The sequence below is a fragment of the Pseudomonas sp. 2 genome, assembly GCF_056627435.1.
In genome coordinates this window covers 110676-134267 of the sequence record NZ_JBWXNG010000017.1, presented here as the reverse complement: position 1 = coordinate 134267, position 23592 = coordinate 110676, and the positions used below count along the sequence as shown (strand labels likewise).

Below are 23592 nucleotides of genomic sequence, written 5' to 3'. Positions count from 1 at the left end.
TGTGTCTGCCTGGGTGTCTGTAGTTGCCAAGTGCCTGAAGCCTGTCGATGTGCGCGAGGGCGGCCATTATACGGATGGCGGCGAAAGACGCTATGCTCGGCGCAAACGAAAACGACCGCCGAGGCGGTCGTTTTCTGCTGCCAGACTCGAATCAGGCCAGGCGCGAAAGCATCTCGCGAGCCTCGGTTTTCTGCCCGTCATCGCCCTCGGCCACGACCTCGTCGAGGATGTCGCGAGCACCGTCGGCGTCGCCCATTTCGATGTAGGCGCGGGCCAGATCCAGCTTGGTGGCCGCTTCGTCGGTGCCCGACAGGAAGTCGAACTCCGGCTCATCGTCCGCCGCCAGCGCGTCGTCTTCGCTGAACACCGCCGGATCCTCGAACGGCTTGGCCATCGGCGGCTGCTCCAGGCTCTGGGACAGACGCTCCAACTCGGCGTTGACGTCATCGATCTCGGAGGCGAACGCTTCGGTGGCGTGGTCGGTTTCCATCTCGTCGGCCAGGGACAGATCGAAATCGGCCGGCAACTCCAGCTCGTCGTCCACCGTCGGCTTGCTGGCGCCCAGATCGGCGGTTTCTTCGAAAGCCGGCAGATCGCGAAGCTCGTCTTCCAGGCCGAGCAAGTGATCGTCCTCGGCCTTGAGCGCCGGCTGATCTTCGGCCAGGTTCAGGTCGAAGTCCTCAAGATCGGTCGGCTCGGCGGCCTTGGCTTCGGTCTGCTCGCGCAGGATCGAATCGAAATCCAGATCATCCGGGGTCGAACCGCCAAATGGCGCGTCCAGATCCAGATCATCGAGTTCGGCATCGGCAACCGGTTCGGCGCTGGCCGCAACCTGAGGCTTAGCGGGCGAAGTGCCTTCCAGATCATCCAGGCTCAGGTCGAATGCGGTGTCGAAATCATCAGGAGCTTGCGCTGCAGGCTCTGGCTCAGCCTCAACCACCGGCTCAGGCGCCGCTTCAGGCTCGGACGGATCGCTGAGCAGGTCTTCGACGTATTTCGCGTCCATTTCCGACGCCAGCGCGGCTGCCGCTGCCACACCTGCAGCGGCAGCTGCCGCAACGGCCATGGCCGGATAGCGGGTCTTCAGTTGCTCGACCTCGGCGTGGTTCTTGCCCGTGGCTACCAGTTGGCGTTCCTGGGCGACGAAGCCGGACTTGTTGTCCTGCTGGGCGTAGATTTCCATGAGCTTGAGGCGCAGATCGCTGCGCTGCGGCTCTTCCTTGATGGCTTCTTCCAGCAGCGCGGCGGCCTGATTGGTGCGGCCGTAAGCGATGTGGATTTCCGCCTGGACCAGTACGTCAGCCGGGCGTTCGCGGGTCGGCTCGATGATCACGGCCGCCAGCGGTGCCTGCTTTACCGCGGGCGGAGGAACCTCCAGACCCTCGAAACTGCTTTCGGGCATGTCCATGTCGGAGGCGAAATCGGACTCTTCGGCCAGCGCGCGGGCCATCTGCCGATGCTTTTCAGCTTCGATCAGCGCATTGCGACGACGGGCCAACAGCAGCAGAAGCAACAGCAGGACCAGCAGCGCACCGCCACCGATGATGCCCATCAGCAAGGGGCTGGCGAGGATCTTGTCCAGCGCGCTCTGGTTGTCGGCAGCGGCATCCGGCGGCACCACCACCGGCTGAGGCTGGTCAGGCGTGGCGTTGGTGACCTTGGCGCCGTCGACCGGCAGTGCGTCTTCCGGTGCGATTTCGTTTGGCGGTTTGCCTGCAGCGTCCGGCGCAGCAGGCTTGGGCACGATTTCAGCAGGCATCGCCGGGTTGGCGGCGTTGTTCGGGTTGGTCACGCTGTTGGGGCTGACGGTGCCGTTGGCGTTGTCCGCTGGCGGCGGAATCGCTGCGCCTGCGGCCTGCATCTTGGCCAGTTGATCGTTTTTCAGCTGGATCAGACGCTGCAGTTTGTCGACCTGGCTTTCCAGATCGCTCATGCGGCTTTTCAGCTCGGCATTGTCGCGGCGGGTGCTGTCCAGGCTTTCCTGGGTGGTCGCCAGCTTGTTACTCAGCTCTGCGGCATCACCTGCGGCACCTTTGGCGCCCGGCTTGCTGTTGGCCGCGACCAGGCTCAGGTTGTCCTTGGCTTCGATCTGCGAAGGAGCGGCGCCAGCACGCTCACGGCGGGTCGCATCGACCTGCCGCGCGCCGGTCGGCAAACGCCGACCTTCGCGCCAGGCGCGGTTCTGCTCGGCCACTTCGGCAATGGCGCGCGGTTGCGGCGTGGCACTGACTTCCTGCGGCGTCGGCAGGCGCAAGACCTGGCCTTTCTTCAGGCGGTTGATGTTGCCGGCGATGAACGCATCCGGGTTGAGCGCCTGGATCGCCAGCATGGTCTGCTGAACCGTACCGCCGTTGCGCACGCGCTCGGCGATTTCCCACAACGTGTCGTTGTTGGCGGTGGTGTATTCGGTGTACTTGGGCTCGGCGGGCGCTGCCGGTTTGGCGGCAGGCGCAGGCGCCGGTGCAGGCGCTTGCGCTGCCGGTGCCTGGGCTGGCGCGACGGCTGGAGCAGTCGAAGGCAACTGGGTGGCCGCCGCTGCCGCCTGTGGCAAGACCTTCGGCGGGTCGAGCAACAGGCTGTATTCGCGCAGCACCCGACCGTTCGGCCAGAGCACTTGCACGAGGAATTTCACGTAGGGGTCGCGAATGGGCTTGGTGGAGGTGATGCGCAGCACGCTCTTGCCGCCGGGGTTGACCACCGGGGTGAACGTCAGGTCATCGAGCACGGCCATGCGGCCAACGCCCGCCTGGGCGAACTCGGCCGACGTCGCCAGGCTCGGCACCACCTGGGCAGCGTTGAGATCCTGCACCTGCGTCAGTTCGATTTCGGCCAGCAGCGGCTGATTCAGGCTCGACTTGACCGTCAGCCCGCCCAAGCCAAGCGCGTTGGCCATCCCGGATGACAGCGCCGAAGCCGCAGCGATTGCTAAAACCAGTTTACGAACCTGAACCATAGCCCATCCCTTGTTTAAGATTTCCCCGGCAACCGAGAAGATAAAGCCTGCTAGGGCGTAGGACGTGTCAACGACACGTCACAGCTAGAATGATTCTTTGAATTGTTGGCAAGTATCTTTTACGAAACATCTTTTATCAACAATTCAGCCACCTGCACAGCGTTGAGCGCCGCGCCCTTGCGCGCATTGTCGGACGTTACCCAGAAATTGAGCTCACAGTCATCGTCGACTCCACCGCGCAAACGTCCTATATAGACAGCGTCCTGTCCTACAGCGTCACCGACCGGTGTCGGATAATCCCCCGCATCCACCAGATCGATGCCATCGGCCGCATCCAGCGCCGCGCTCACCGCAGCGATGTCCACAGAACCGTTGGTCTGTATCGACACGCTCAAGCTATCGCCAAAAAACACCGGGACTTGAATGCAACTCACGCCGACCTTGATTAAAGGCAGCGACAGCAACTCGCGCAACTCGCTGACCAAACGTTTTTCAAGGGGCACATGGCCTTGCGCATCCGCCGTACCGACCTGAGCCAGGACGTTGAACGCCATCTGCCGATCGAACACCTTCGGCTCCAGTGGTCGCATGTTGAGCAACTCGGCGGTCTGCCGCGCAAGCTCGGTGACGCCTTCACGCCCTTGGCTGGACACCGCCAGACACGCCGTCACACTGACCCGCTGGATCTCCAGCAAGCCGCGCAATGGCCCGAGCACCATTGCCAGCGCCGCCGCACTGGAGCTTGGGCAGGCCACTTGATACGGCGTTTTCAGGCGCTGCAGCACCTCGCCATTGACCTCGGGCACGATGTTGGGCGCCTGCTCCACCGGCAAACCGCCGGACAGATCGATCACCGCGCAGCCCTTTTCGGTGGCGCGAGGCGCATAGCTGCGGGTCACCGCAGGGCCCGCTGCGAAAAAGGCGATCTGCACCTTGCTGAAATCGAAGGCATCGACCTCGCGCACCCGCACATTCTTCCCGCGCCAGGCCACTGAGCTGCCTGCCGATTCCGCGCTCGCCAGCAGGTGCAGATCGCTCACCGGGAAGTCGCGCTCTTCGAGAATCTGCACGATGGTTTCGCCGACAGTGCCGGTGGCGCCGATCACGGCAATAGCAAAGGACTGGCTCATGGAAAACCTCAGACATTTCGGGGGGCGGCACTTTAACCGCGAGATGAAGGCCAGGCAAATGACCCGGCGCCGATCAGCCTGGCGTCAAGGCTCAAGGCCAATGGGAAAGAACTCGCCGGCGCTCCACACGCCGAGCCAGCGCTGCCCGTCGATCTCACGGGTCACGGCCAGGTCGACCAATTGATAGAAGACGTTGCGATGGATCAAGGCTTCGAGATTGCTGCGCACGTGCAGGTAAGGCGCGGGCTCCTGGGTCTCAGGATCGACACTGACCCGCAGCGGATGCTCGGGGCCGGCCTCGACCGTATCCTCGACATTGGTGGTAAAGCGCAGCACCTGCGCCTCGCCCTCGCCTTCCACTTGCAGCAACACCGCCACGAACGGCGCGTCGTCGACCTGGATGCCGACTTTCTCCACAGGGGTGATCAGGAAGTAGTCGTCGCCGTCGCGCCGGATGATGGTGGAAAACAGCCGGACCATCGGCTTGCGCCCGATGGGCGTGCCCAGATAGAACCAGGTGCCGTCGCGGGCGATCCGCATGTCGATATCGCCGCAGAAATCCGGGTTCCACAGGTGCACAGGCGGCAAACCCTTGCCGGTCTTGGGTAATTGCGCCAACAGGTCGTTGGCCTTGCCCGGACCACTCATACGCTCTCCTTAATGGGATTCCAGCCCCATGAGCGAACGAGCGTAAGCCTCCATGGGCGGTCCTAGCAAATCTTCCGGCTTGGTGTCATAGAGTGTCAGCAGGCCACCACGGCTGCGGATGCGCGCCGAGTCGATGAGGTAGCGGGTGTTGGTTTCGATCAGCATGAGCTGGATCACGCCGCTGTCGATGCCCAGGCGGTCGACGGCTTCCTGGTCGGACCATTCGTCAAAGGTGCCGATGCGGTCGTCCGCCTTGGCGAAGCGGGTGTACAGCAGGTAGTGCGCACCTGCCGCGCGGGCCTCGCTCATGGCTTCGTCCAGCCCTTCCGGCGCGCGGGCGCGGCGGACCATGGGGAAGTATTCGATGAAGCCGTTGAAGGCTTCTTCGGCCACTACGTTAGGTCGCGGATAGGCGCCACCCGGCGGGGCGAAGGCGCCCTGGGCGATATAGATGAAGGAGTCCGGTTGCAGGCGGAAGTTGTTGGTCCGGCGCGTGGAACTGTGGTCCAAAAGGCCCGCATCGCTGAGCTCGTCATGGGCACCCTGAGCCAGATCACTGACGTGCATGCAGCCACTCAATGCCAAAAACGTCAGCAGTAAAACCAGGCTACGCATTATTTCCTCCAAAGTCCGGCGACGGAAAACCGGCGAATGGCCGGGTAATGCAGCTTTTGCGCCAGATCGGGGGTTTGTTTTTTGGGTTGGCGCTTGAAGGGGGTGATGATCCTTATTCTGTGGTGGCTTCTCGGTTTTTGTTCTGGCTAACGCCAGACCTGTTTCAAGATCAACGGCGCTCTTCCTAACGTCAGATCTGTTTCGACTTCGTCGAGTTACTTGGAAAAGACCCCCAAGTAACCAAGGGGTCCTGCTCCTGGTTTGGCCCTCCTGCGTCGGGTCCCTTCATTCCGGTCTCGTTCCGTGGGCCCGGCGCGAAGGGCCATCCATGGCCCAACGCGCCTCTCGCGGCATCCATGCCGCTCGACCCACTCCACGAGACCTCCATTCAGCCTGCACCCAAGTCGCGATTTGTGGTGTCTGGGAGATTTGCGTACGAAGATCAAAATCAAATGCGAGCGGATTACCCCGCCCCGTAGCAGCACGGCTTGCCGGCGGGGTCGATCTTGAGGGCCACCCGCGAGCAAGCTCGGCTGCTACGGGGACGGAGTTCAACGCACGCTCTTGATCTGGCTTTTGATCTCCATGCGCGAATCTTACAGGCAACACAAAACGCGACTTGGGTGCAGGCTGAACGGAGGTCTCGCGGAGTGGGTCGAGCCGCATGGATGCGGCGAGAGGCGTGTGGGCCATGGATGGCCCTTTCACGCCGGGCCCACGGAGCGAGACCGGAGTGAAGGAACCTCGACGAAGTCGAGGCCAAACCAGGAGCAAAAGCCCTTGGTTACTTGGGGCTTTTCCAAGTAACTCGACGAAGTCGAAACAGATCTGACGTTAGGAAGAGCGCTTTTGATCTTGATCTTGATCTCACCCCCCAATAATTTTCATGACCGTCGCCCCACCCGAAAACGCCACCGCCTGCTTGTCCCCCAGCGCTCTAACCAGCAACCGCTGCAACGCCGGCAGCGCCTGATGCCGCGGCTTGTCGAACAGATCGCCGACATAATGCCGGTGGCTCGACGACAGACAGCCATGCAACCACCCGGTAGAAGAAAGCCGCAACCGCGAGCAGGTCCGGCAGAACGGCACACTCTCGTTGGCAATCACCCCGAAATGACCCTTGCCAGGAATCCGATAGCGCACCGCCGTCGCATCAACAGGCGCATCGGCCTGCAAAAACTCATAACGCTCGCCAATCAACTCAAGCAACTGCCCGAGACTGACGAACTGCGCGAGAAACCCATTGTGATCGGACGCCAGGTGCCCCATGCGCATCAGCTCGATAAAACGCAGCTCGTAACCCCGCGCCAGGCAGTAATCCAGAAGCGGCACCACCTGATCCAGATTCTGCCCGCGCAGCGGCACCATGTTGACCTTGATCCGAATGCCCGCCGCCCTCGCCTGCTCCATGCCGTCGAGCACGGTCGCCAGATCGCCGCCCCTCGCGATGGCGCGAAACGCCGCGGGGTCCAGCGTATCGAGGGACACGTTGATCCGGCTGATCCCTGCCTCCAGCAACAGCGGCAGTTTGCGCGCCAGCAACTGGCCATTAGTGGTTAGGCTGACATCGGCGAGCCCCATCTTGCCCACCTGCTTCATGAAAGCCTCGAAACGCGGGCTTACCAGCGGCTCGCCGCCGGTGATCCGCAAACGCTCGATGCCCGCGGCTTCGATCAGGTATTCCACGCCGCGCGCCATCTGCTCGGCCGACAGTTCATTCTGCGCAGCCACCAGCCGCTTGCCATCGGGCACGCAGTAGGTACAGGCGTAGTTGCAGGCAGCCGTCAGACTGATCCGCAGGTTGCGGAAACGTCGGCCTTGGCGATCAACGATCATGGAAAACTCCGGAAAAAATGCTGCGCGGCAAAAGCTGACTCAAAAATCAACTTTTGGCAAGCGCCGTTCCGGACAGACAACAGCAACCCGCCCGGCCACTCCATGACGAAGCTTGCCGGACGGATCAATGAAAGGAAAAAGGCTTCAGTTTCCGGAGATTTCCGGCTTGAGGTCGTGGCCCGCTTCCGGGTCGCGCTTGCGCTTGTTGCCCATACGCACGCCGATGTCCATCAGGAACTGGAAGAAGCCTTCCTGATCTTCCAGCACGTTGCTCCAGAACGGCGAGTGGTACAGCGCCACCGCGCCATGCACCAGCGCCCAGGCTGCGCAGTAGTGGAAGTACGGCGGCACGTCTTCGAGCTTGCCTTCGGTGATGCGGCCCTTGATCAGCAGGGTCAGGTGTTCGAAGTTCGAGGCGCGGATCTTGTGCAGCTGCTCGACCATCTCCGGAACCTGATTGCCCTTGACCACTTTCTCTTCCAGGCGGTCGAACAGGCGATAGCGCTGCGGATCGCGCATGCGGAATTCGAAATACGCCCGCGAGAGCGCTTCCTTGTCCTTGTCGACGTCGGCCGAGTGCAGCAGCTCGTTCAGATCGCGCTCGTAGTCGAGCATCAGGCGCAGGTAGATCTCGGCCTTGGATTTGAAGTGCTTGTAGATCGTGCCTTTGCCAATACCCACGGCATCAGCAATCATCTCGACGGTGACGCTGTCTTCACCCTGTTCGAGAAACAGCTTTAACGCGGTATCGAGAATCTCCTGCTCACGGCGGCGAAACTCACGGACCTTACGAGGTTCTTTCTGCATAGGAAGAGGCTGTGGGTTGAAAATCGAAGCCGCACATTATGCCTAACTTGCGGCAAATTGCACGGAACATCCGACCATGTCTACGCTTCACGACGAGTTCGCTCAAGCCCCCGATCTGCGTTATCTGAACCACGCAGCGGTCGGCCCCTGGCCAAAACGCACGGCCATCGCGGTGCAGAAATTCGCAGAACAGAACGTTTTACTGGGCGCGCGGGACTATCCGGACTGGATGAAAGCCGAGCAGCGTCTTCGTGAACGCCTGGCCCGGCTGCTGAACGCACCGTCGACCGATGACATCGCACTGGTCAAAAACACCTCGGAAGCCCTGTCATTTGTCGCTTTTGGCCTCGACTGGAAAAGCGGCGACAACGTGGTCATCAGTGACGAGGAATTCCCGTCCAATCGCGTGGTGTGGGAAGCGCTGAAGCCGCAGGGCGTGGAAGTCATCCAGGTCAGCCTCAAGGGCGAGGATCCGGAAGGCGCGCTGCTTGCAGCCTGTGGTCCGCGCACCCGCCTGATGTCCATCAGCTCGGTGCAATTTGCCACCGGCACGCGTCTGGATATCGAACGCCTCGGCCAGGGCTGCAAACAGCGGCATGTGCTGTTTTGCATTGATGCCATCCAGCACATCGGCGCCCTGCCCTTCGACGTGCAGGCCAGCCAGTGCGACTTCGCCATGGCCGACGGCCACAAATGGATGTGCAGCCCCGAGGGCCTGGGCGTGTTCTATTGCCGCGCCGAACTGCGCCCGCAGCTCAAGCTGCATGAGTTCGGCTGGCACATGCTGGAAAGCTCCGGCGACTATGGCCGCAAGGACTGGCAACCGGCCGCCAGCGCCCAGCGCTTCGAATGCGGCAGTCCCAATACACTGGGCGCCATGGCACTGGACGCCAGCCTGTCGCTGCTGGAGGAAATCGGCATGGAGGCAGTAGGAAAAGCCGTTATCGAAAGAGTGAACTGGCTTGAAGAAGGGCTCAGAAACATCAAGGGCGCGGTCATCCATTCATCGCGCCTGAGCGAACGACGCTCGGGAATATTGACCTTCAGTCTGGAAGGCAAACCCGCCCCGCAGGTCTGGGAAGCCTTGATGAAAGAACAGGTGGTCTGCTTGCCGAGGGGGCCAGGTATCCGCTTTTCGCCGCATTTCTATACGCGATCGCGGGTGATCGAGGAAACACTGGCGCTTGTGCAGCGCATTGCCATGCATTGAGGTATCAACAGGGAATCGAGTATTCCAAATCTGTTTAAAAAACGTACAACTGTACGCTGGACGCCTGCCGATTCTGGCCAATACTTAAATTCGCTGATGCGGCATCTCCCCCAAGTGCCAGCATCGGTAAAGGCACCAACGGATAGCGTGTCTTTGTTTTACTCCTAATGGTCTTAACCCGGATTCACCCCCCAGAACCCGGGTTTTTTTTGCCTGCGATTTGCCCCCTCAGTGGGCGGCCTTGACCCTCGCCAGCGGGAACAGGCGCTTGAAGTTCTCGGTGGTCTGCTCGGCGAAGCGCTCGTAGCTTTCGCCGCGCAGCATCGCCAGGAACTCGGCCACTTCGCGCACGTACTGCGGCAGGTTGGGTTTGCCGCGATAAGGGATCGGCGCCAGATACGGCGAATCGGTTTCCACCAGCAGGCGATCGGCGGGCACTTTGCTCGCCACATCGCGCAGGGCATCGGCATTGCGGAAGGTGACGATGCCGGACAGCGAGATGTAATAGCCCATGTCCAGCGCGGCGCGGGCCATGTCCCAGTCTTCGGTGAAGCAATGCAGCACGCCGGCATTCGGCAACGCGGCTTCGCGCAGCAGTTCCAGGGTGTCGGCCCGCGCGCCACGGGTGTGGATGATCACCGGTTTGCCGGTCTGCTTCGCCGCTTGCAGGTGCAGGCGGAACGAGGCCTGCTGCAGTTCGGCGGCTTCGGGCTCGTAGTGGTAATCCAGGCCGGTCTCGCCGATCGCCACCACATGGGGGTGATTCAACTCGCCCAGCAGCCATTCCAGCGCCGGGGCCTCGCCGGGCTTGAGGTCCAGCGGGTGAATGCCGACCGAGCAATCCACATCTTCATAACGCTCGGCCAGGGCCTTGACGTCCGCCGCGTTGTCGGCGCTGACGCCGATGCACAGGAAATGCCCGACCCCGCGCCCGCGCGCCGCTTGCAGCGCGGCGTCCAGGGAGCCTGCGTGCTGGGTGAGGTCGAGACGGTCGAGGTGGCAATGGGAATCTACAAGCATGGCAATCGAAGCAACTTATTACATCGTATGGGTGGGACGGTCGGACTTAAGAGCCCCCGCCAGGTAATTTTCAATCATGTTGCGCGCGGTGTTGTCGCCGTCGTTGAACTGCACGCCAACGCCCGCTGCTCGGTTGCCCTGGGCCCCCTTGGGAGTGATCCAGGTGACCTTGCCGGCAACCGGAATCTTTTCCGGCTCGTCCATGAGGTTGAGCAGCATGAACACTTCATCGCCCAGCTTGTAGCTCTTGCTGGTGGGAATGAACAGCCCGCCGTTCTTGATGAACGGCATGTAGGCGGCATACAGGACAGATTTGTCCTTGATGGTCAGGGACAGGATGCCGTTACGTGGGCCCGGGCTCAGGGGGACGCTCATCTCAACTTCCTCTGTAGATGCTGATGTCATGCGGCCAGTCTACCCCTGTCCGGTGAGCGATGCCCACTGCACCAACAAAGCTTCGAGCAACAAAACCCGGTTCAGGTTCGCCTTGGCCAGCACTTTCTGACGCTGCAACAGGACCCAGTCCTGCATCGCCAGCACTTTAGTCTGCGGCGACTTCTGCGCCAGGTACTGCACCACCTTGCGCATGTCGGCCAGCCCCAGGCCATCTTCATCCTGGGTCAACTGGTAGCGCAGCACCAGGTTCGACCAGTCGCAGAACCAGTCGAACAGCAACAGCAGCGGCACGTCCTTCCAGCCTTCGGCCAATTGGGTCGGCGACTGCTGGCCCTTGAGCAGCTTCTTCACGCCGTCGACCACCAGCGCGCGCTGCTCGCGAACGCCCTGGGCCTGAAGATTGACCGCCGCCAGCGGCGAACCGGCGGCCAGGGTCAGCAGTTCGCGGCGTTCGTCTTCGCTGCATTCAGGCAAGGCGTCGGCCAGCCAGGCGACACTCATCGCCTCGTTCGGCAACGGGCAGGCCTGCTGCACGCAGCGGCTCTTGATGGTCGGCAGCAGACGGCTGGGCTGGTGGCTGACCAGCAACAGCACGGTATCGCCGGACGGTTCTTCCAGGCTCTTGAGCAAGGCATTGGCCGCGTTGATGTTCATCGCCTCCACCGGCTCGATGAGCACCACCTTGCGCCCGCCCAGCTGCGCGGTCTGCACCACGAAGCTGACCAGATCACGGACCTGGTCGACCTTGATCGCCTTGTCCGCTTCTTCGGGTTCGAGAATGTAGTTATCGGGATGGCTGCCCGCCGCCAGCAGCGAGCAGGATTTGCACTGCCCGCACGCTTCGAGGCTCCGAGGTTGCTGGCACAGCAGCAAAGCCATCAGGCGCTCGGCCAGCGCTCGCTTGCCGATCCCGGCCGGGCCATGCAACAGATAGGCATGGGCGTGCTGGGTGCGGCCGGCCAGTTGCTGCCAGAGGCCGTTCTGCCAGGGATATGCCTCAGCCATCATGGCGCTCCGTCAGGCAGGGCATGGCGGTCGGGTTGCGCCCAGCGCGCCGGGCAAACAGGTCGATCATCGGTTCCGGGGTTCTCGAAGAAGTCAAAGCATCAGGTCGGTCCGCGGCATATCGGACAGACACGCCAACGCAATCCGGGCCGAATGTTAACGTGCTTTGCGCTTCGTGTCTGATCGAAAGATCGGCGAACACTTCCCGGTCCCCGCCGGGCCACGGATCAACGGGCGTTCTGGATCTGCCAGCGCCGGGGGCTGAGCCCCACCACCTTGCTGAAGACCCGGGTGAAATAGGACTGATCGTAAAACCCGCATTCCAGCGCCACCTGTTGCAGGCTCATCTGGCCGTCGAGCAGCAGTTGCTCGGCCTTGCGCACCCGCTGCAGACGCAGCCAGTGGTGCGGCGAGAGCCCGGTGGAGTTCTTGAACGCGCGGGAAAAGTGGCTTCTGGAAATGGCGCACTCGCGGGCCACGTGCTCGATCGAACAGCCCTTGTTCATGAGCTCGGACATCAGCGTCTGCGCGCGCTTGATCCGCCAGGGCGCAAGGCTCACGCCCTCTCCCGGCAGTCGCGGGCAACGAGCCTGGCTCGCTGCGTCGGATTGAGAACAGGTGGTCGACATCACACAACTCCAACATGAACGAAAGACGCGGATCCCGCACTGACGCCGAGGGCCTGGCAGCGCCCCGGCGTCAGGCGAACCCTCAGTAATCCCAGAAGGTCGCGACCCAGCGGAAGGCGTCGCCGTCGACCGCCACGCGGCCTACCGACGGAAACGGCAGGTGGGTGGCCACGAACAGCTCGCCGCTGGCCGCAGCCTCACGCAGCAGGCGTACACGGACGCGAACCGACTCTTCAGGGTCGTGCTCGAAGCCGTTCTGCCATTCGGGATGCTCGAATGCCACGGGGAACAGCGCATCACCCGCGAAGGTCAGCCGCTGGCCGCCGGAGTTCACGTACACCACGCAATGCCCCGGCGTGTGGCCGCCGGTGACCTTGGCCACCACGCCTGGCGCAACTTCGTATTCGTCGTCGAAGGTGCGGATCTTGTCGGCGTAATCGCTCATGAACTGATTGGCGGTGCTGCGCAGCACCTCCGGCACCGGCTCAGGCATGGAGGTCCGGGTGAAGTCAGGGGCTTTCCAGAACTCGACCTCGGTGGCCGAGACATGGATGCGCACGTCCGCACGCAACTGGCGCTTGACCTCGTCCACCAGCAGCCCGCCGACGTGGTCCATGTGCATGTGGGTGATGATCACGTCGGTCACCGCCGACAGCTCGATGCCCGCCGCCTTCAGGCGTTTCGGGAACTGGCCGGCCCGGGGAAAACCGGGGAACTGCCCGCCCAGGCCGGCGTCGACCAGGATCACCTTGTCGCCGCTGCGCACCACCAGCACATTGAGCGCCCAGTCGAAGGCGTCCGGGCCCAGGTACATGTCCTTGAACCAGGCTGCGCGAACCGCCGGGTCGACGTTGGTCGACATGGTTTCGGTAGGCAGCGGCAGCACGCCGTCGCTGACCACCATCACGTCGACGTCACCGATGCGCAGCGCATAGCGCGACGGCACCAGTTCCTCGCCGGCCGCCTGGCCGAAAGCGGAAAGGTCATTGGATGTGGGCGCGGGATGATTCAGGAAGGTGGTCATGATTATTCTCCAGTCGCTTGGGTTCGAACGCTCGGGCTAATCGGCTGTTGGCCGCCGCTGTTGCTGTGTCTGCCCGGGAAGTCTGCGCTGGGCCCCACCCCCTCGAAACCATACCTGGGTATAGACTTTTTCACCCTGAGGCAGCTGCGCCTAACCCTTGAAGACAGGGCCTTGCGACCTTGGATTGAGGTTCTCGACCACAGGGCAGGCAAGCCTTTGAAAGCTGCCCTGAAATCGATGCCTGCCACGGAAAAAGGGCCCGCCGCAGGCGAGCCCTGCGAGGCGTCACTCGACACCGGGTCCGTCACTCACGGATCGGCTCATCGCCCTGCGCGGCTGAATACCGAGAACACCGCTGACCACCTGCCAGCAAACCGCCGCCACGCCGACGATGAACACCACATCACCGAAGGTGCGGATCCAGCGCAGCGTCTGCAGGATGTCCTGCTGCATAAACCCCTCGCTGCGTGCATACCAGAGCCCCTGGCTCACGCTGGCGTAGAACTGGATCAGGCCGATGGGCAACAGGCTTGCGCCAATCATCAACGCCAGACCGCCATTGAGGCACCAGAAGGCGGTCTTCATCAGCCCCTCGTTGAAAACCAGGTCCGGCCGGATGTAACGCAATACCAGCAGGATGAAGCCCAGCGCCAGGAAGCCATACACGCCGAACAGCGCGGCATGGGCGTGCACCGCCGTGGTATTCAGGCCCTGGATGTAATACAGCGAGAGCGGCGGGTTGATCATGAAGCCGAAGACGCCGGCCCCGAGCATGTTCCAAAACGCTACCGTGACGAAGAACATCAGCGGCCAGCGCACGCGCTCCATCCACACGGCCCGGGATCTGAGGTGCCAGTGCTCCCAGGCTTCGTGGCCGAGCACGATCAGTGGCACCACTTCCAGCGCACTGAAGGTCGCGCCCACCGCCATGACCGGCGTCGTGGTGCCGGAAAAGTAGATGTGGTGGAAAGTGCCGGGCACGCCACCGAGCATGAACAGCGAGGCCGACGCCAGGCTGGCGGTGGTGGCCATCCGCGAGGACACCAGCCCCATGCTGGAGAAAATGAACGCCAGTGCGGTGGTGGCGAACACCTCGAAGAAGCCTTCGACCCACAGATGCACCACCCACCAGCGCCAGTACTCCATCACCGAGAGGTTGGTGCGCTCGCCGTAAAACAGCCCCGCACCGTAGAACAGGCCAATGGCAACCACAGACGCAGCGAGCAGCGCCAGCAGGTTTCGGTCGCCAGGGCGGTACAGCGCCGGCACGATGCAGCGCAACATCAGCACCAGCCAGAAGGCGATCCCGGCGAACTTGAGCCACTGCCACACGCGCCCCAGGTCCACGTATTCATAGCCCTGATGACCGAGCCAGAAATTCCACTGCGGCGGCATGAGCTGGGCGATGGCCAGATAGTTGCCGGCGTACGAGCCGACCACCACGAACACCAGTGCCCAGAACAGGATGTCCACCCCTGCCCTTTGCCATTTCGGGTCCTTGCCACCGTTGATGATCGGCGCCAGAAACAACCCGGCAGCGAGAAACCCGGTGGCGATCCAGAACACCGCGCTCTGCAGGTGCCAGGTGCGCATCAGCGAATAGGGAAACCATCTGGAAAGCGAGATGCCGTAGAACTCCTGCCCTTCGACCGTGTAGTGCGCGGTGGCCCCGCCGACCATGACCTGAAACGCCAGCAAGGCCACCACCAGCAGCAGGTACTTGCCCAACCCTTGCTGAGACGGAGTCAACCCGACCAGGCTCAGGGGATCTCGCGCAGGCGCCAGCAGAGGTTGCTCGTCGTGGTCGCGCAGAAACGCCCAGCCCCAGACCAGCAGGCCGATGCCTGCCAGCAGCAGGACGACACTGACCACCGACCAGACCACGTTTTCGACCGTGGGCCGGTTGTCGATCAACGGCTCATGGGGCCAGTTGTTGGTGTAAGTCGCCACCTGCCCTGGGCGCTCGGTGGACGCAGCCCACGCCGTCCAGAAGAAGAACCGCGTCAGTTGCTGCCGGCGAGTGGCATCGGGGAGCGTGTTCTCCTTCATGGCGAAGTGAACCCGGCTTTCATGGGAGCCCGGGTCGTCGCCGAACAGCGAAACGTAGTAACGAGTCGTGCGCTCGATCGCCGACACACGTCGCTCGCTGAGCGTCAGCACCTGATCGCGCAGCTGACTGGCGCGATACTCATTCTTGAGCTGCTGGCGCAGGGATGCTCGCGCCCCCTCGTCGAGTTGCTCGAAGGAGGTCTGGTAATCCTGCTCGGCCGCCAGCTCCAGCCAGGTCGTCAGCTCCCGGTGCAGCCAGTCCGCCGTCCAGTCCGGCGCCTGATACGCCCCGTGCCCCCAGATCGAGCCCAGCTGCATGCCGCCGACACTCTGCCAGGCGGTCTGGCCGTCGAGGATGTCGTCGCCGGTAAACAGCGGCTGCCCGTTGCTGCTTTGCACCAGCGCCGGCACAGGCGGCGCCTGACGATAGATTTCCCGCCCGAACCAGCCCAGCAAGCCAAAGGTGAGCGCCAGAACGCCCAGCAGCATCCACCAGAGTCTTTTGTATTCACCCATGGCGTCCGCCTCCTGTGAGGGTGCCGAAAACAGGTGCCGATACAGCCCCTGATGCAGTGAAGTTATTCATGGAAAGTCCTGACCTTTAAATAACGGGCAGGGAAAAGTTCAAAAAACATGCCAGACAAAAAACTCAATAAATCCGGGATATTCATGGAAGCGCAGTCATAATGACCGCCTCTTTTACGCAGTCATTTCGACACTTGACGTCAAAATGACTCAGCACTTTTTTCCATAAGTCAGATACAAAAAAAGCCCCTACTGAAGGGGCTTTCATAACAAGACACTTGAACGTGCGAATCTTACGCCCAGGTATTGATCCCGGGACGCGAGACATGCACATTGCTGGCCTGATTCCTCACGGACGATAGTGCATTGTTTGCACGCTGCCCCTCTTTGGCGAAGTCATCGAGGTTCTGCAGCACATACACCGCCTTGATGTAATCCGGCACCACATGAAAGGCGTATTCGTTGCCGTTGACATTGGCGCTGCGCAGGTTGTCGATGCGCGAGGCGAAGTAGTCCAGTGCGTTGATGCGCACGTTCGGCCGGGTCTGGTTGCCGGTCGCATCCAGCGAGGTGCCGGCAGACACCAGCAGGTTGGCCGTGGTCTTGTCGATCAGCCCCAGTGCATAGAGGTTCTTGCTGACCATGCCCAGGTCCGCAGGGCTGACATCGGTCACGTCGAAGTTCTTGAAACTGTCCTGCAGGCCCATTCTGGACATCGCCTGGGTATCCAGCACGCCCGGCTTGTTTCCCAGTTCGCGCAACACCTGCGAGGTGATGAAAGAGGAAGACGACGCACGGGATCCAGTACTTGCGCCCCTGATCGAAACCGAAAGATTGTCTAACGGATTTATTGCCACGATATGATCCTTATCGGCCTGTCTCTCCAATACACAGCGCATTGAAGAGCGTTCCGTCGTCGCCGCAGAACCGGCGAATGAGTTGTTGAAAAAAGAGTAGCGAGCCGCCGACCGTCAAATCAATTAGACGCGCGCCATATACCCCTCGTTTCTGGCCAATCGCATTCGCGCCATCCTGTTTTATATATAAGCGATTTTATAAAACCTGATTTCAACGGGAGAACCGGCTGCGATAGTCGCGCGGGGAAACCGCCAGATGACGCTGGAAGGTCACGCGCATCCGCTCTTCGTCGCCGAACCCGCACACCGCCGAAATCTGGCTGATGTTGCGGTCCGAGTCTTCCAGCAGGCGCCGCGCCGCTTCCAGGCGAAAAAGCTCCAGGGCCTTGGCCGGCGGGCGGCCGGTTTTCTGCTTGTAGACCCGGCTGAAGTTGCGCGCACTCATGTTGGCGTGGCGCGCCATGGCATCGACGTCCAGGTCTTCGCGAAACAGGTTCTCGACCAGCCACAGGTGAAAGTCGGCAAAGGCGTCGCCGTCGTGCATTTGCGAGAGCAGCATCTGGCTGAACTGGGATTGCCCGCCCGCGCGCTTCATGAACACCACCAGTTCACGGGCCACCTGCATCGCGATCTCGCGCCCGCAGTCGGCCTGCACCAGCGCCAGGGCCATGTCGATCCCGGCGGTCACCCCTGCCGAAGTCCAGATGTGATCCTGCTCGACGAAGATCGCATCCCTGTCCACTGCCACGGTCGGATAGCGCGCGATAAAGCTGTCGCACATGCCCCAGTGCGTCGCAGCACGCCGGCCCTCCAGCAGCCCCGCCTCGGCCAGCAGGAACGCGCCCGTGCACACCGAAGCGGTACGCCGCGACCGCGGTGCGATGCAGGCCAGCCAGTCAACCAGCTCGGCGTTTGTGTCCAGCGCGAGGAGGATCCGCGGAGCACCCGGGACGATGATCGTGTCGATCGGCTCATCGGCGAACGTCGACAGCGGCACAGAGGCGACGGACACACCTTCGGCGGTGGGAATTCGTCGCCCCGAAATACTCGCCACCGGGCGTTCATAGCCCTGCATCCCGCGCTCGCGCAGCGCCTTGTCCGCCGCCCAGAACACGGTCTGGGCGCCGGCCAGATCGAGCAAACCCATCTGCGGAAAAGCCAGAAACAGCACGCGGCGAGGACGATCAGGCGGGGTGGCAAGAGCAGTACCTGGCATGAAGCAAGTCTCCCTGAAAAGCCGAATTCTGAGCGGCTCCCGGCAGCGCGTTCTACTATCCTTTGGTTTGGATTTTCACTACGTCAGGCACGATTGCCACGACGCTCGCGGCACGTCACGGCTCGTCCATGCAGGCGCGCAGGGAGAACCGGATGATCGCGCCACAAGGCCGATTGGGCGCGGCCCACAGTCGCCCACCATGCTCCTCGATGATCGAACGGCAGATCGACAGGCCCATCCCCAGCCCCGTGGACTTGGTGGTGTAGAACGGCGTGAAGATCTGCTCGGTATCGGCCAGCGCGAAACCGGGTCCGGAATCGGACACGCTGATGACCACCTCGTCGCGCTCGCCATGCTCGGAGCGCACCGACAGTTCGCGGGTCGGGCTGTCGCTCTGGGTCATCGCTTCCAGCGCGTTGACGATCAGATTGAGCAACACCTGCTGCAACTCGACACGATCGCCATGCACCGCAGGCAAGCCTCCCGTCAGCCGGGTCTGGATGACGATGCCGTTCGCCGCCGCCTGGCTGCCGGTCAGGTCGACCATCTCCTGAATCGCCAGGTTGATGCTCACCGGCTCGCGGTGTGGCGGCGCCTTGCGGATCAGCCCGCGAATCCGCCCCAGCACATCTGCCGCGCGTTTCCCGTCGCGGGTGATGCCGTTGAGCGCCTGGCGGACCTCGGCAAAATCCGGCGGTTGCGCCCCCAGCCAGCGCAGGGCGGCATGGGCGTTGTTCAGCGCTGCCGCCACCGGCTGGCTGACCTCATGGGCCACCGACGCCACCAACTGCCCCATGGTCGCGACGCGGTTGGCGTGGGCCAGTTCGGTGAGCACCTGGCGATAACGTTGCTCGCTCTCGCTGATGCGCTTCTCAGCCTGCTTGCGCTCGGTCAGGTCGAGCACGAAAGCCACCCCGTCGGTGTGCCCCACCTCGACCATCGCCAGCCCGACGATCACCGGCAAACGGCTGCCGTCCTTTCTCAGGTACTCCTTTTCGAACGGGCTGGCACGCCCATGCTCGACCGCATCGAGCATGGCCTGCTGGCAGATGCCCTGGAACTCCAGCGGGGTCAGGTCCAGCCAGCGCAGGCGCCTGGCCACGACATCCTCGCGCTGGTAACCGAGCATCTGCAAAAACGCGTCGTTGGCGTCGATCACTTCGCCGTCGGTGGTCCACACCACAATGCCGATGATGTTGGCATCGACCAGCCGGCGAATCCGCGCTTCGCGATCGGCGATCTCGCGATACAGCCGCGCGTTTTCCAGCGAGATCGCCGCCTGGGACGCGAGCAGCTTGAGCACCGTGATGCGCGCGGAGTTGAACACCTGCACGGCGAGGTTGTTCTCCAGGTACAGCGCACCGGTGAGCTTGGCCTGATTCATCAGCGCCAGGCACAGCACCGAGCGCACCTGGTGGCGCTGAATGTAGGGATCGGAGGCAAACAGCATGTGGATCGCGGCGTTGTCCAGCACCACGCTTTCGCGGGTGCGCAGCACATGGTTGAGCACCGATTCGGGCAGCAGCGTGGCGTCCGGCAACCGGCTGGTGAGGCGCAGCTGGGTGGTGCCCATTTCCACCGCGGCCTCGGCGGCGATGACAGGCCGATCATGCTCAAGCAGGATCAACAACCCACGCACCGCGCCAGCCTGCTCGATGGCCGTGCGCATGATCATGTCGATCAACTTTTCCAGGACGATATCGCTGGACACTGCCTGGGACACCCGCAAGACGGTCGCCAGATCAAGATGCTCCACGGGCGTGGCGATGGTGGCCGTGGGGTTGGCGGCGGCCTGCTCACAGCCGGCCAGGGCGAACGCATCATCCAGTTGCCTGACCTTGCCCTCCGCGCCCCAACGCAGGTAGCCGTAGCGCGCATCCTGCAGGTACAACCGGGCGATCTTCGCCAGGCCACGGGCCGAGTAAAAGTAGGAGGCCCGCTCGTTGGCCAGCGCCTCGATCTGCACGAAGCCCCGTTGCCGGGCCGTTTCGATGGCCTGCTCATAGCGGGCCTGAGCATCGAGCGGGCGGCCCTCGATGCGGGCGATTTCCGCATTGACCAGTGCGTAATGGCAGTCGAAGTTTTCCGGGCACAACCCGGCCCAGCCCGCAAGCGCCTTGTGGAAGGCGGCCAACGCGAGCACATGCTGCTGCCGATCGGCAAGCGCCAGTTCATCGCACAGGCCGACGATCGCCAGCGCGCCATAGAAGTGGTATTCGACCTCTTCGAGAAACGAGTGAGAAACCGCAACCAGCGGCTCGGCATGGCGAGCCGCCTGCACGGCGGCCTGGTACTCCCCCGCCAGATAACAGGCCTGCAGTTTGCGCACCCAGTACCAGCCGGCGAGCACTTTGGAGCTGTGCTGCAGACGCGCCTGAAAACGCGCCTCGCTGAAAAACTCGTCGTCCAGGCAACCGAAGGCCGGGGTCAAGCCGCGCAGCATGCGGATCAGCGCCAACTGGTTTTCCAGAAAGTCGGTCACCAGCCCGAAACGCACCTTGCGGGTGTAGTCCAGCGCCTGTTCGGCATCGGCCTGCAACTGGCGCAGCGGCTCGCCGGCGAACAACTGGTTGGACACCAGAATGTTGCTGGAGAACGCCGCAAACGGCAGGTCGCCCACGTGATTGGCGGCGTCGAAGGCGCGATTGAGCAACCCGCTGCAATCGCGCACGGGGCTGGCCCAGCGGCTGACGAACAGCACGTACGCCAGGTAGGTGCGCGCGGCATAACGATCCAGCCCGCGCCGCTCGACGAGATCACAACCCAGACGACCGAACTGAAAGCCCGCCGGGTAGTCGCCGAAACGCGGTCCGGCAATCCGCGCCAGGTTGGCGTAGGCCACACAGGAGGCATCGCTGTTGCCGTGCACCAGACTCAGGTTGACCGCCTTGCACACGGTCAGGCACGCCAGGTTCTGATCGGTGTGCAGGGCCGGCGAGAACAGCGTGATCAACGCCCTGAGGGTGGCCAGCGCGACCTCGTCCTGCATGGGCGCCAGATCGAGCAGCGCGGGGATACTGCGTTCGCCAAGCAATACCTGAATCTGCTCGTATTCAGTCCTGACCAGCTGATCCTGCGGGTGCGCCGACCAGTCGATGCCGACGTGCCGCAGGTAGTCCAGGCACACGCTCACCGCCCGGTCGTTGCTGTTGAGCAACAGGCAGACGTCGATGTGCAGGCAGGCGATTTCGGCGCGCTCCACCGTTGTGCCGGAGCGCGCTGACAGACTCGACAGGCGCAGGTCGGCGGCACGGATCTGCCCCGTGAGAAACTCGCACTCGGCGCAGTTGATCTGCAACGCGAATTCCAGCGCGTGCCGATCGCTGCTGTCCCCGGCCAGCAACTGGATACCGGCACAGAAATAGGCCAGCGCCGGGCCGTAGGCGGTCGAGGCCTTCGCCCGCTGGCCGGCCAGCAGATTCAACTGCGCCAGTTGCTCAAGCTCTCGCGGCAGGCTGATCAGCGCGGCGCCGCGATTGAGATGGCCGACGATCTCGAACAGCGCGTCCTGGCGCTGCGCCACGCAGGGTCGAGCGGCCAGGGTCCGGCCGATCCGCAGGTGCAGCGCCGCCCGGGACGCCTCGGACATCAGCAGGTACGCGGCCTCGTGAACCCGGTCGTGAACGAACGAATAGACATCGCCCAGACGCTCCACCATGCCCTGTCCAATCGCCTCCCAGAACAAGGCGTGCACCTTCGCCTGGGGCGCGTCGAGTACCGTCGACAGGGTCGCGACCGAGGCGCCCCTGCCCAGGCAGGCCAGTTGCTGCAAGGCCTGCAGTGTCTCGGCGGGCAGGCGCACGATCCGCCCGACCATCAGGTCGATGACGTTGTCGGTGTAACCCTTGGCATGGATGCGATGGGCGTCCCAGCGCCACTGCCGCAGCTCATGGTCGAAGCTCAGCAAGCGCTCGTCGGCCAGCGAATGGAGGAACTGGATGGCGAAAAACGGATTGCCGGCCGTCTTGTCCTGAACCAGCCGGGCCAGCGGCGCAACATTGCCCGGCACGCAATTCAGGGCATCGGCGATCAGCGCCTCGGCGTGCGCCTGAGTCAGCGGGGCCAGCGCGATCTCTTCAACGTCAATGCCCGAATCACGGACGACCTCGAAGGTGCGCGTCAGGGGATGAGCATCGTCGACTTCGTTATGCCGATAGGCGCCGACCAATAGCAGATGCCCCAGGTCCTTGCTGCTCAACAACTTCGGGATCAGGTCCAGGGTCGCGGCATCGAGCCACTGCAGATCGTCGAGAAACAGCACCAGCGGATGCTCGGCCCGGGAGAAGACCCCGATGAAGCGGCGCAAGACCCGCAAGAACCGGCGCTGCGCCTGCTGCGGCTCGAAGGCCGGCACCGGCGGTGGCTCCCCGATGATGTGACGCAGCTCGGGGATCAGGTCGGTGATCAATTGCGCGTTGGGCCCCAGCGCCTCGCGCAAGGCGTCACGCCACCTGGCCAATTGTTCGCCGTTGCTGCCCAGCAGGGTCCGCACCAGGCCGCTGAACGCCTGCGCCAGCGTGGCGAACGGAATATCGCGCCGGTACTGATCGAACTTGCCGGCGGCAAACAGGCCCTGGGCCGGCAGCAGAATCTTGTGCAGCTCGTGGACCACCGACGACTTGCCGATGCCCGAGTACCCCGACACCAGCACCAGTTGCGCAGTACCTTGGGTGCGACAGCGTTCGAAGGCGGCCGCCAGGCGGGCGACCTCGGTTTCGCGACCGTAGAGCTTTTCCGAGAACACCAGACTGTCGTGGATGCTGTGCTCATCCAGGGCGAAGGCATCGATCTGCTGGTCGCGATGCCACTGGTTCAGGCAGCGCTGCAGATCATGCTCGACACCGGCCGCCGTCTGGTAGCGCTCCTCGGCACTCTTGGCCAGCAGTTTCATGACGATCCGGCACAGCGTCGCCGGCACGCCGGCCAGTCTTTCGCTGGGTGGCACGGGCGTTTTCGCGATGTGGCAATGCACCCACTCCATCGGCTCGGCGGCAGTGAACGGCAGCGCCCCGGTGAGCATCTGATAGAAGGTCACGCCCAGCGAATACAGGTCGCTGCGCCAATCGATGGAGCGGTTCATGCGCCCGGTCTGCTCCGGGGCCATGTAGGCCAGCGTGCCCGCCAAGGTGTCCGGCGGCTCGGGCTGTTGCCGGTGCCGAGGCGCCCGGGATGCCAGGCCGAAGCCGGTCAGCCGGGCACCACCGTCGAAGCAGTTGACGAAGATATGCGCAGGCTTGATGTCTTTGTGCACCAGCCCCTGTTGATGCACCTTGCGCAGCGCGGTTGCGACAGCCAGCGCAAAACGCAGGAACACCGCCGTGGGCATCGGCGCGTCGAGCAATCGGGCCAGCGGCTCTCCCCCGCAGTCATCGAGCACCAGCCGGACCTGCCCGGCGCCTGTCGACAATTCCAGCGGGCGCAGCGCCCAGTCGCCCTGCAATTGCTGGCGCAAGCCATATTCGCGGGCCAGGCGATCGAGGGTATCGGGCAGGGGTTGGCGGGCAGCGGGCCAGGCGATCAACACGCAGCCGCTGCCAGAGGCGTCAGGCCGACGCTCACGGGAAAGCACACGTTCGCCATCATCCCAGAGTAACTGCAGAGTCTTTTCCATCGACGTCAGAACCATGTGTTTTCAAATGCTGCAGGATGACTTCGCGCCGACGCGGCCGGCC

General features: G+C 63.0%; 16 protein-coding genes. 1 reads left to right on the top strand and 15 read right to left on the bottom strand.

The annotated features are described in order from the left end of the window. Positions 1 to 151 precede the first annotated feature (151 nt). The 6 genes from AC1MEK_RS24225 to AC1MEK_RS24200 form a co-directional block, all read right to left on the bottom strand. Positions 152 to 2953, bottom strand: a complete 2802-nt coding sequence (locus tag AC1MEK_RS24225; protein ID WP_480398802.1) for a motility hub landmark protein FimV — start codon at positions 2951 to 2953, stop codon at positions 152 to 154. A gap of 119 nt (positions 2954 to 3072) precedes the next feature. Beyond that, positions 3073 to 4083: an aspartate-semialdehyde dehydrogenase gene (locus tag AC1MEK_RS24220; protein WP_480398801.1), complete on the bottom strand. Its 1011-nt coding sequence runs from the start codon at positions 4081 to 4083 to the stop codon at positions 3073 to 3075. Positions 4084 to 4167: 84 nt separating this feature from the next. Then, positions 4168 to 4731, bottom strand: a complete 564-nt coding sequence (locus tag AC1MEK_RS24215; RefSeq protein WP_480398800.1) for a DUF1285 domain-containing protein — start codon at positions 4729 to 4731, stop codon at positions 4168 to 4170. A gap of 9 nt (positions 4732 to 4740) precedes the next feature. Continuing rightward, on the bottom strand, positions 4741 to 5346 hold the full coding sequence (locus tag AC1MEK_RS24210; protein ID WP_480398799.1) for a DUF4823 domain-containing protein: 606 nt from the start codon (positions 5344 to 5346) through the stop codon (positions 4741 to 4743). Between the two features lie 867 nt (positions 5347 to 6213). After that, positions 6214 to 7182 (bottom strand): GTP 3',8-cyclase MoaA, encoded by a 969-nt coding sequence (locus tag AC1MEK_RS24205; RefSeq protein ID WP_480398798.1) that lies wholly within the window; start codon positions 7180 to 7182, stop codon positions 6214 to 6216. Between the two features lie 144 nt (positions 7183 to 7326). Beyond that, entirely contained in the window at positions 7327 to 7989 is a 663-nt protein-coding gene (locus tag AC1MEK_RS24200; protein WP_274132188.1) for a TetR/AcrR family transcriptional regulator, read from the bottom strand. A 76-nt stretch (positions 7990 to 8065) separates the two neighbouring features. On the opposite strand from AC1MEK_RS24200, the gene AC1MEK_RS24195 reads away from it, so the two are divergent. Continuing rightward, positions 8066 to 9199, top strand: coding sequence for an aminotransferase class V-fold PLP-dependent enzyme (locus tag AC1MEK_RS24195; protein ID WP_480398797.1), 1134 nt, complete (start codon positions 8066 to 8068; stop codon positions 9197 to 9199). 228 nt (positions 9200 to 9427) lie between these two features. Here AC1MEK_RS24195 and AC1MEK_RS24190 read toward each other — a convergent pair whose 3' ends face one another. From AC1MEK_RS24190 to AC1MEK_RS24150, 9 genes are all read right to left on the bottom strand, one after another. Next, on the bottom strand, positions 9428 to 10219 hold the full coding sequence (locus AC1MEK_RS24190) for a TatD family hydrolase (protein ID WP_480398796.1): 792 nt from the start codon (positions 10217 to 10219) through the stop codon (positions 9428 to 9430). 18 nt (positions 10220 to 10237) lie between these two features. After that, positions 10238 to 10594 (bottom strand): PilZ domain-containing protein, encoded by a 357-nt coding sequence (locus tag AC1MEK_RS24185; RefSeq protein WP_037011754.1) that lies wholly within the window; start codon positions 10592 to 10594, stop codon positions 10238 to 10240. Between the two features lie 39 nt (positions 10595 to 10633). Beyond that, complete coding sequence (locus AC1MEK_RS24180; protein WP_480398795.1) at positions 10634 to 11620, bottom strand: DNA polymerase III subunit delta'; 987 nt, start codon at positions 11618 to 11620, stop codon at positions 10634 to 10636. A 227-nt stretch (positions 11621 to 11847) separates the two neighbouring features. Then, complete coding sequence (locus AC1MEK_RS24175) at positions 11848 to 12180, bottom strand: helix-turn-helix domain-containing protein (RefSeq protein ID WP_480398794.1); 333 nt, start codon at positions 12178 to 12180, stop codon at positions 11848 to 11850. 151 nt (positions 12181 to 12331) lie between these two features. After that, positions 12332 to 13273, bottom strand: a complete 942-nt coding sequence (locus AC1MEK_RS24170; RefSeq protein ID WP_480398793.1) for an MBL fold metallo-hydrolase — start codon at positions 13271 to 13273, stop codon at positions 12332 to 12334. 285 nt (positions 13274 to 13558) lie between these two features. Next, positions 13559 to 15838: a nitric-oxide reductase large subunit gene (locus tag AC1MEK_RS24165; RefSeq protein WP_480398792.1), complete on the bottom strand. Its 2280-nt coding sequence runs from the start codon at positions 15836 to 15838 to the stop codon at positions 13559 to 13561. Between the two features lie 302 nt (positions 15839 to 16140). Continuing rightward, positions 16141 to 16608 (bottom strand): hypothetical protein, encoded by a 468-nt coding sequence (locus AC1MEK_RS24160; protein ID WP_480398791.1) that lies wholly within the window; start codon positions 16606 to 16608, stop codon positions 16141 to 16143. A 307-nt stretch (positions 16609 to 16915) separates the two neighbouring features. Beyond that, entirely contained in the window at positions 16916 to 17920 is a 1005-nt protein-coding gene (locus tag AC1MEK_RS24155; RefSeq protein WP_480398790.1) for a GlxA family transcriptional regulator, read from the bottom strand. Positions 17921 to 18035: 115 nt separating this feature from the next. Next, positions 18036 to 23519, bottom strand: coding sequence for a trifunctional serine/threonine-protein kinase/ATP-binding protein/sensor histidine kinase (locus tag AC1MEK_RS24150; protein ID WP_480398815.1), 5484 nt, complete (start codon positions 23517 to 23519; stop codon positions 18036 to 18038). Positions 23520 to 23592: the final 73 nt, after the last annotated feature.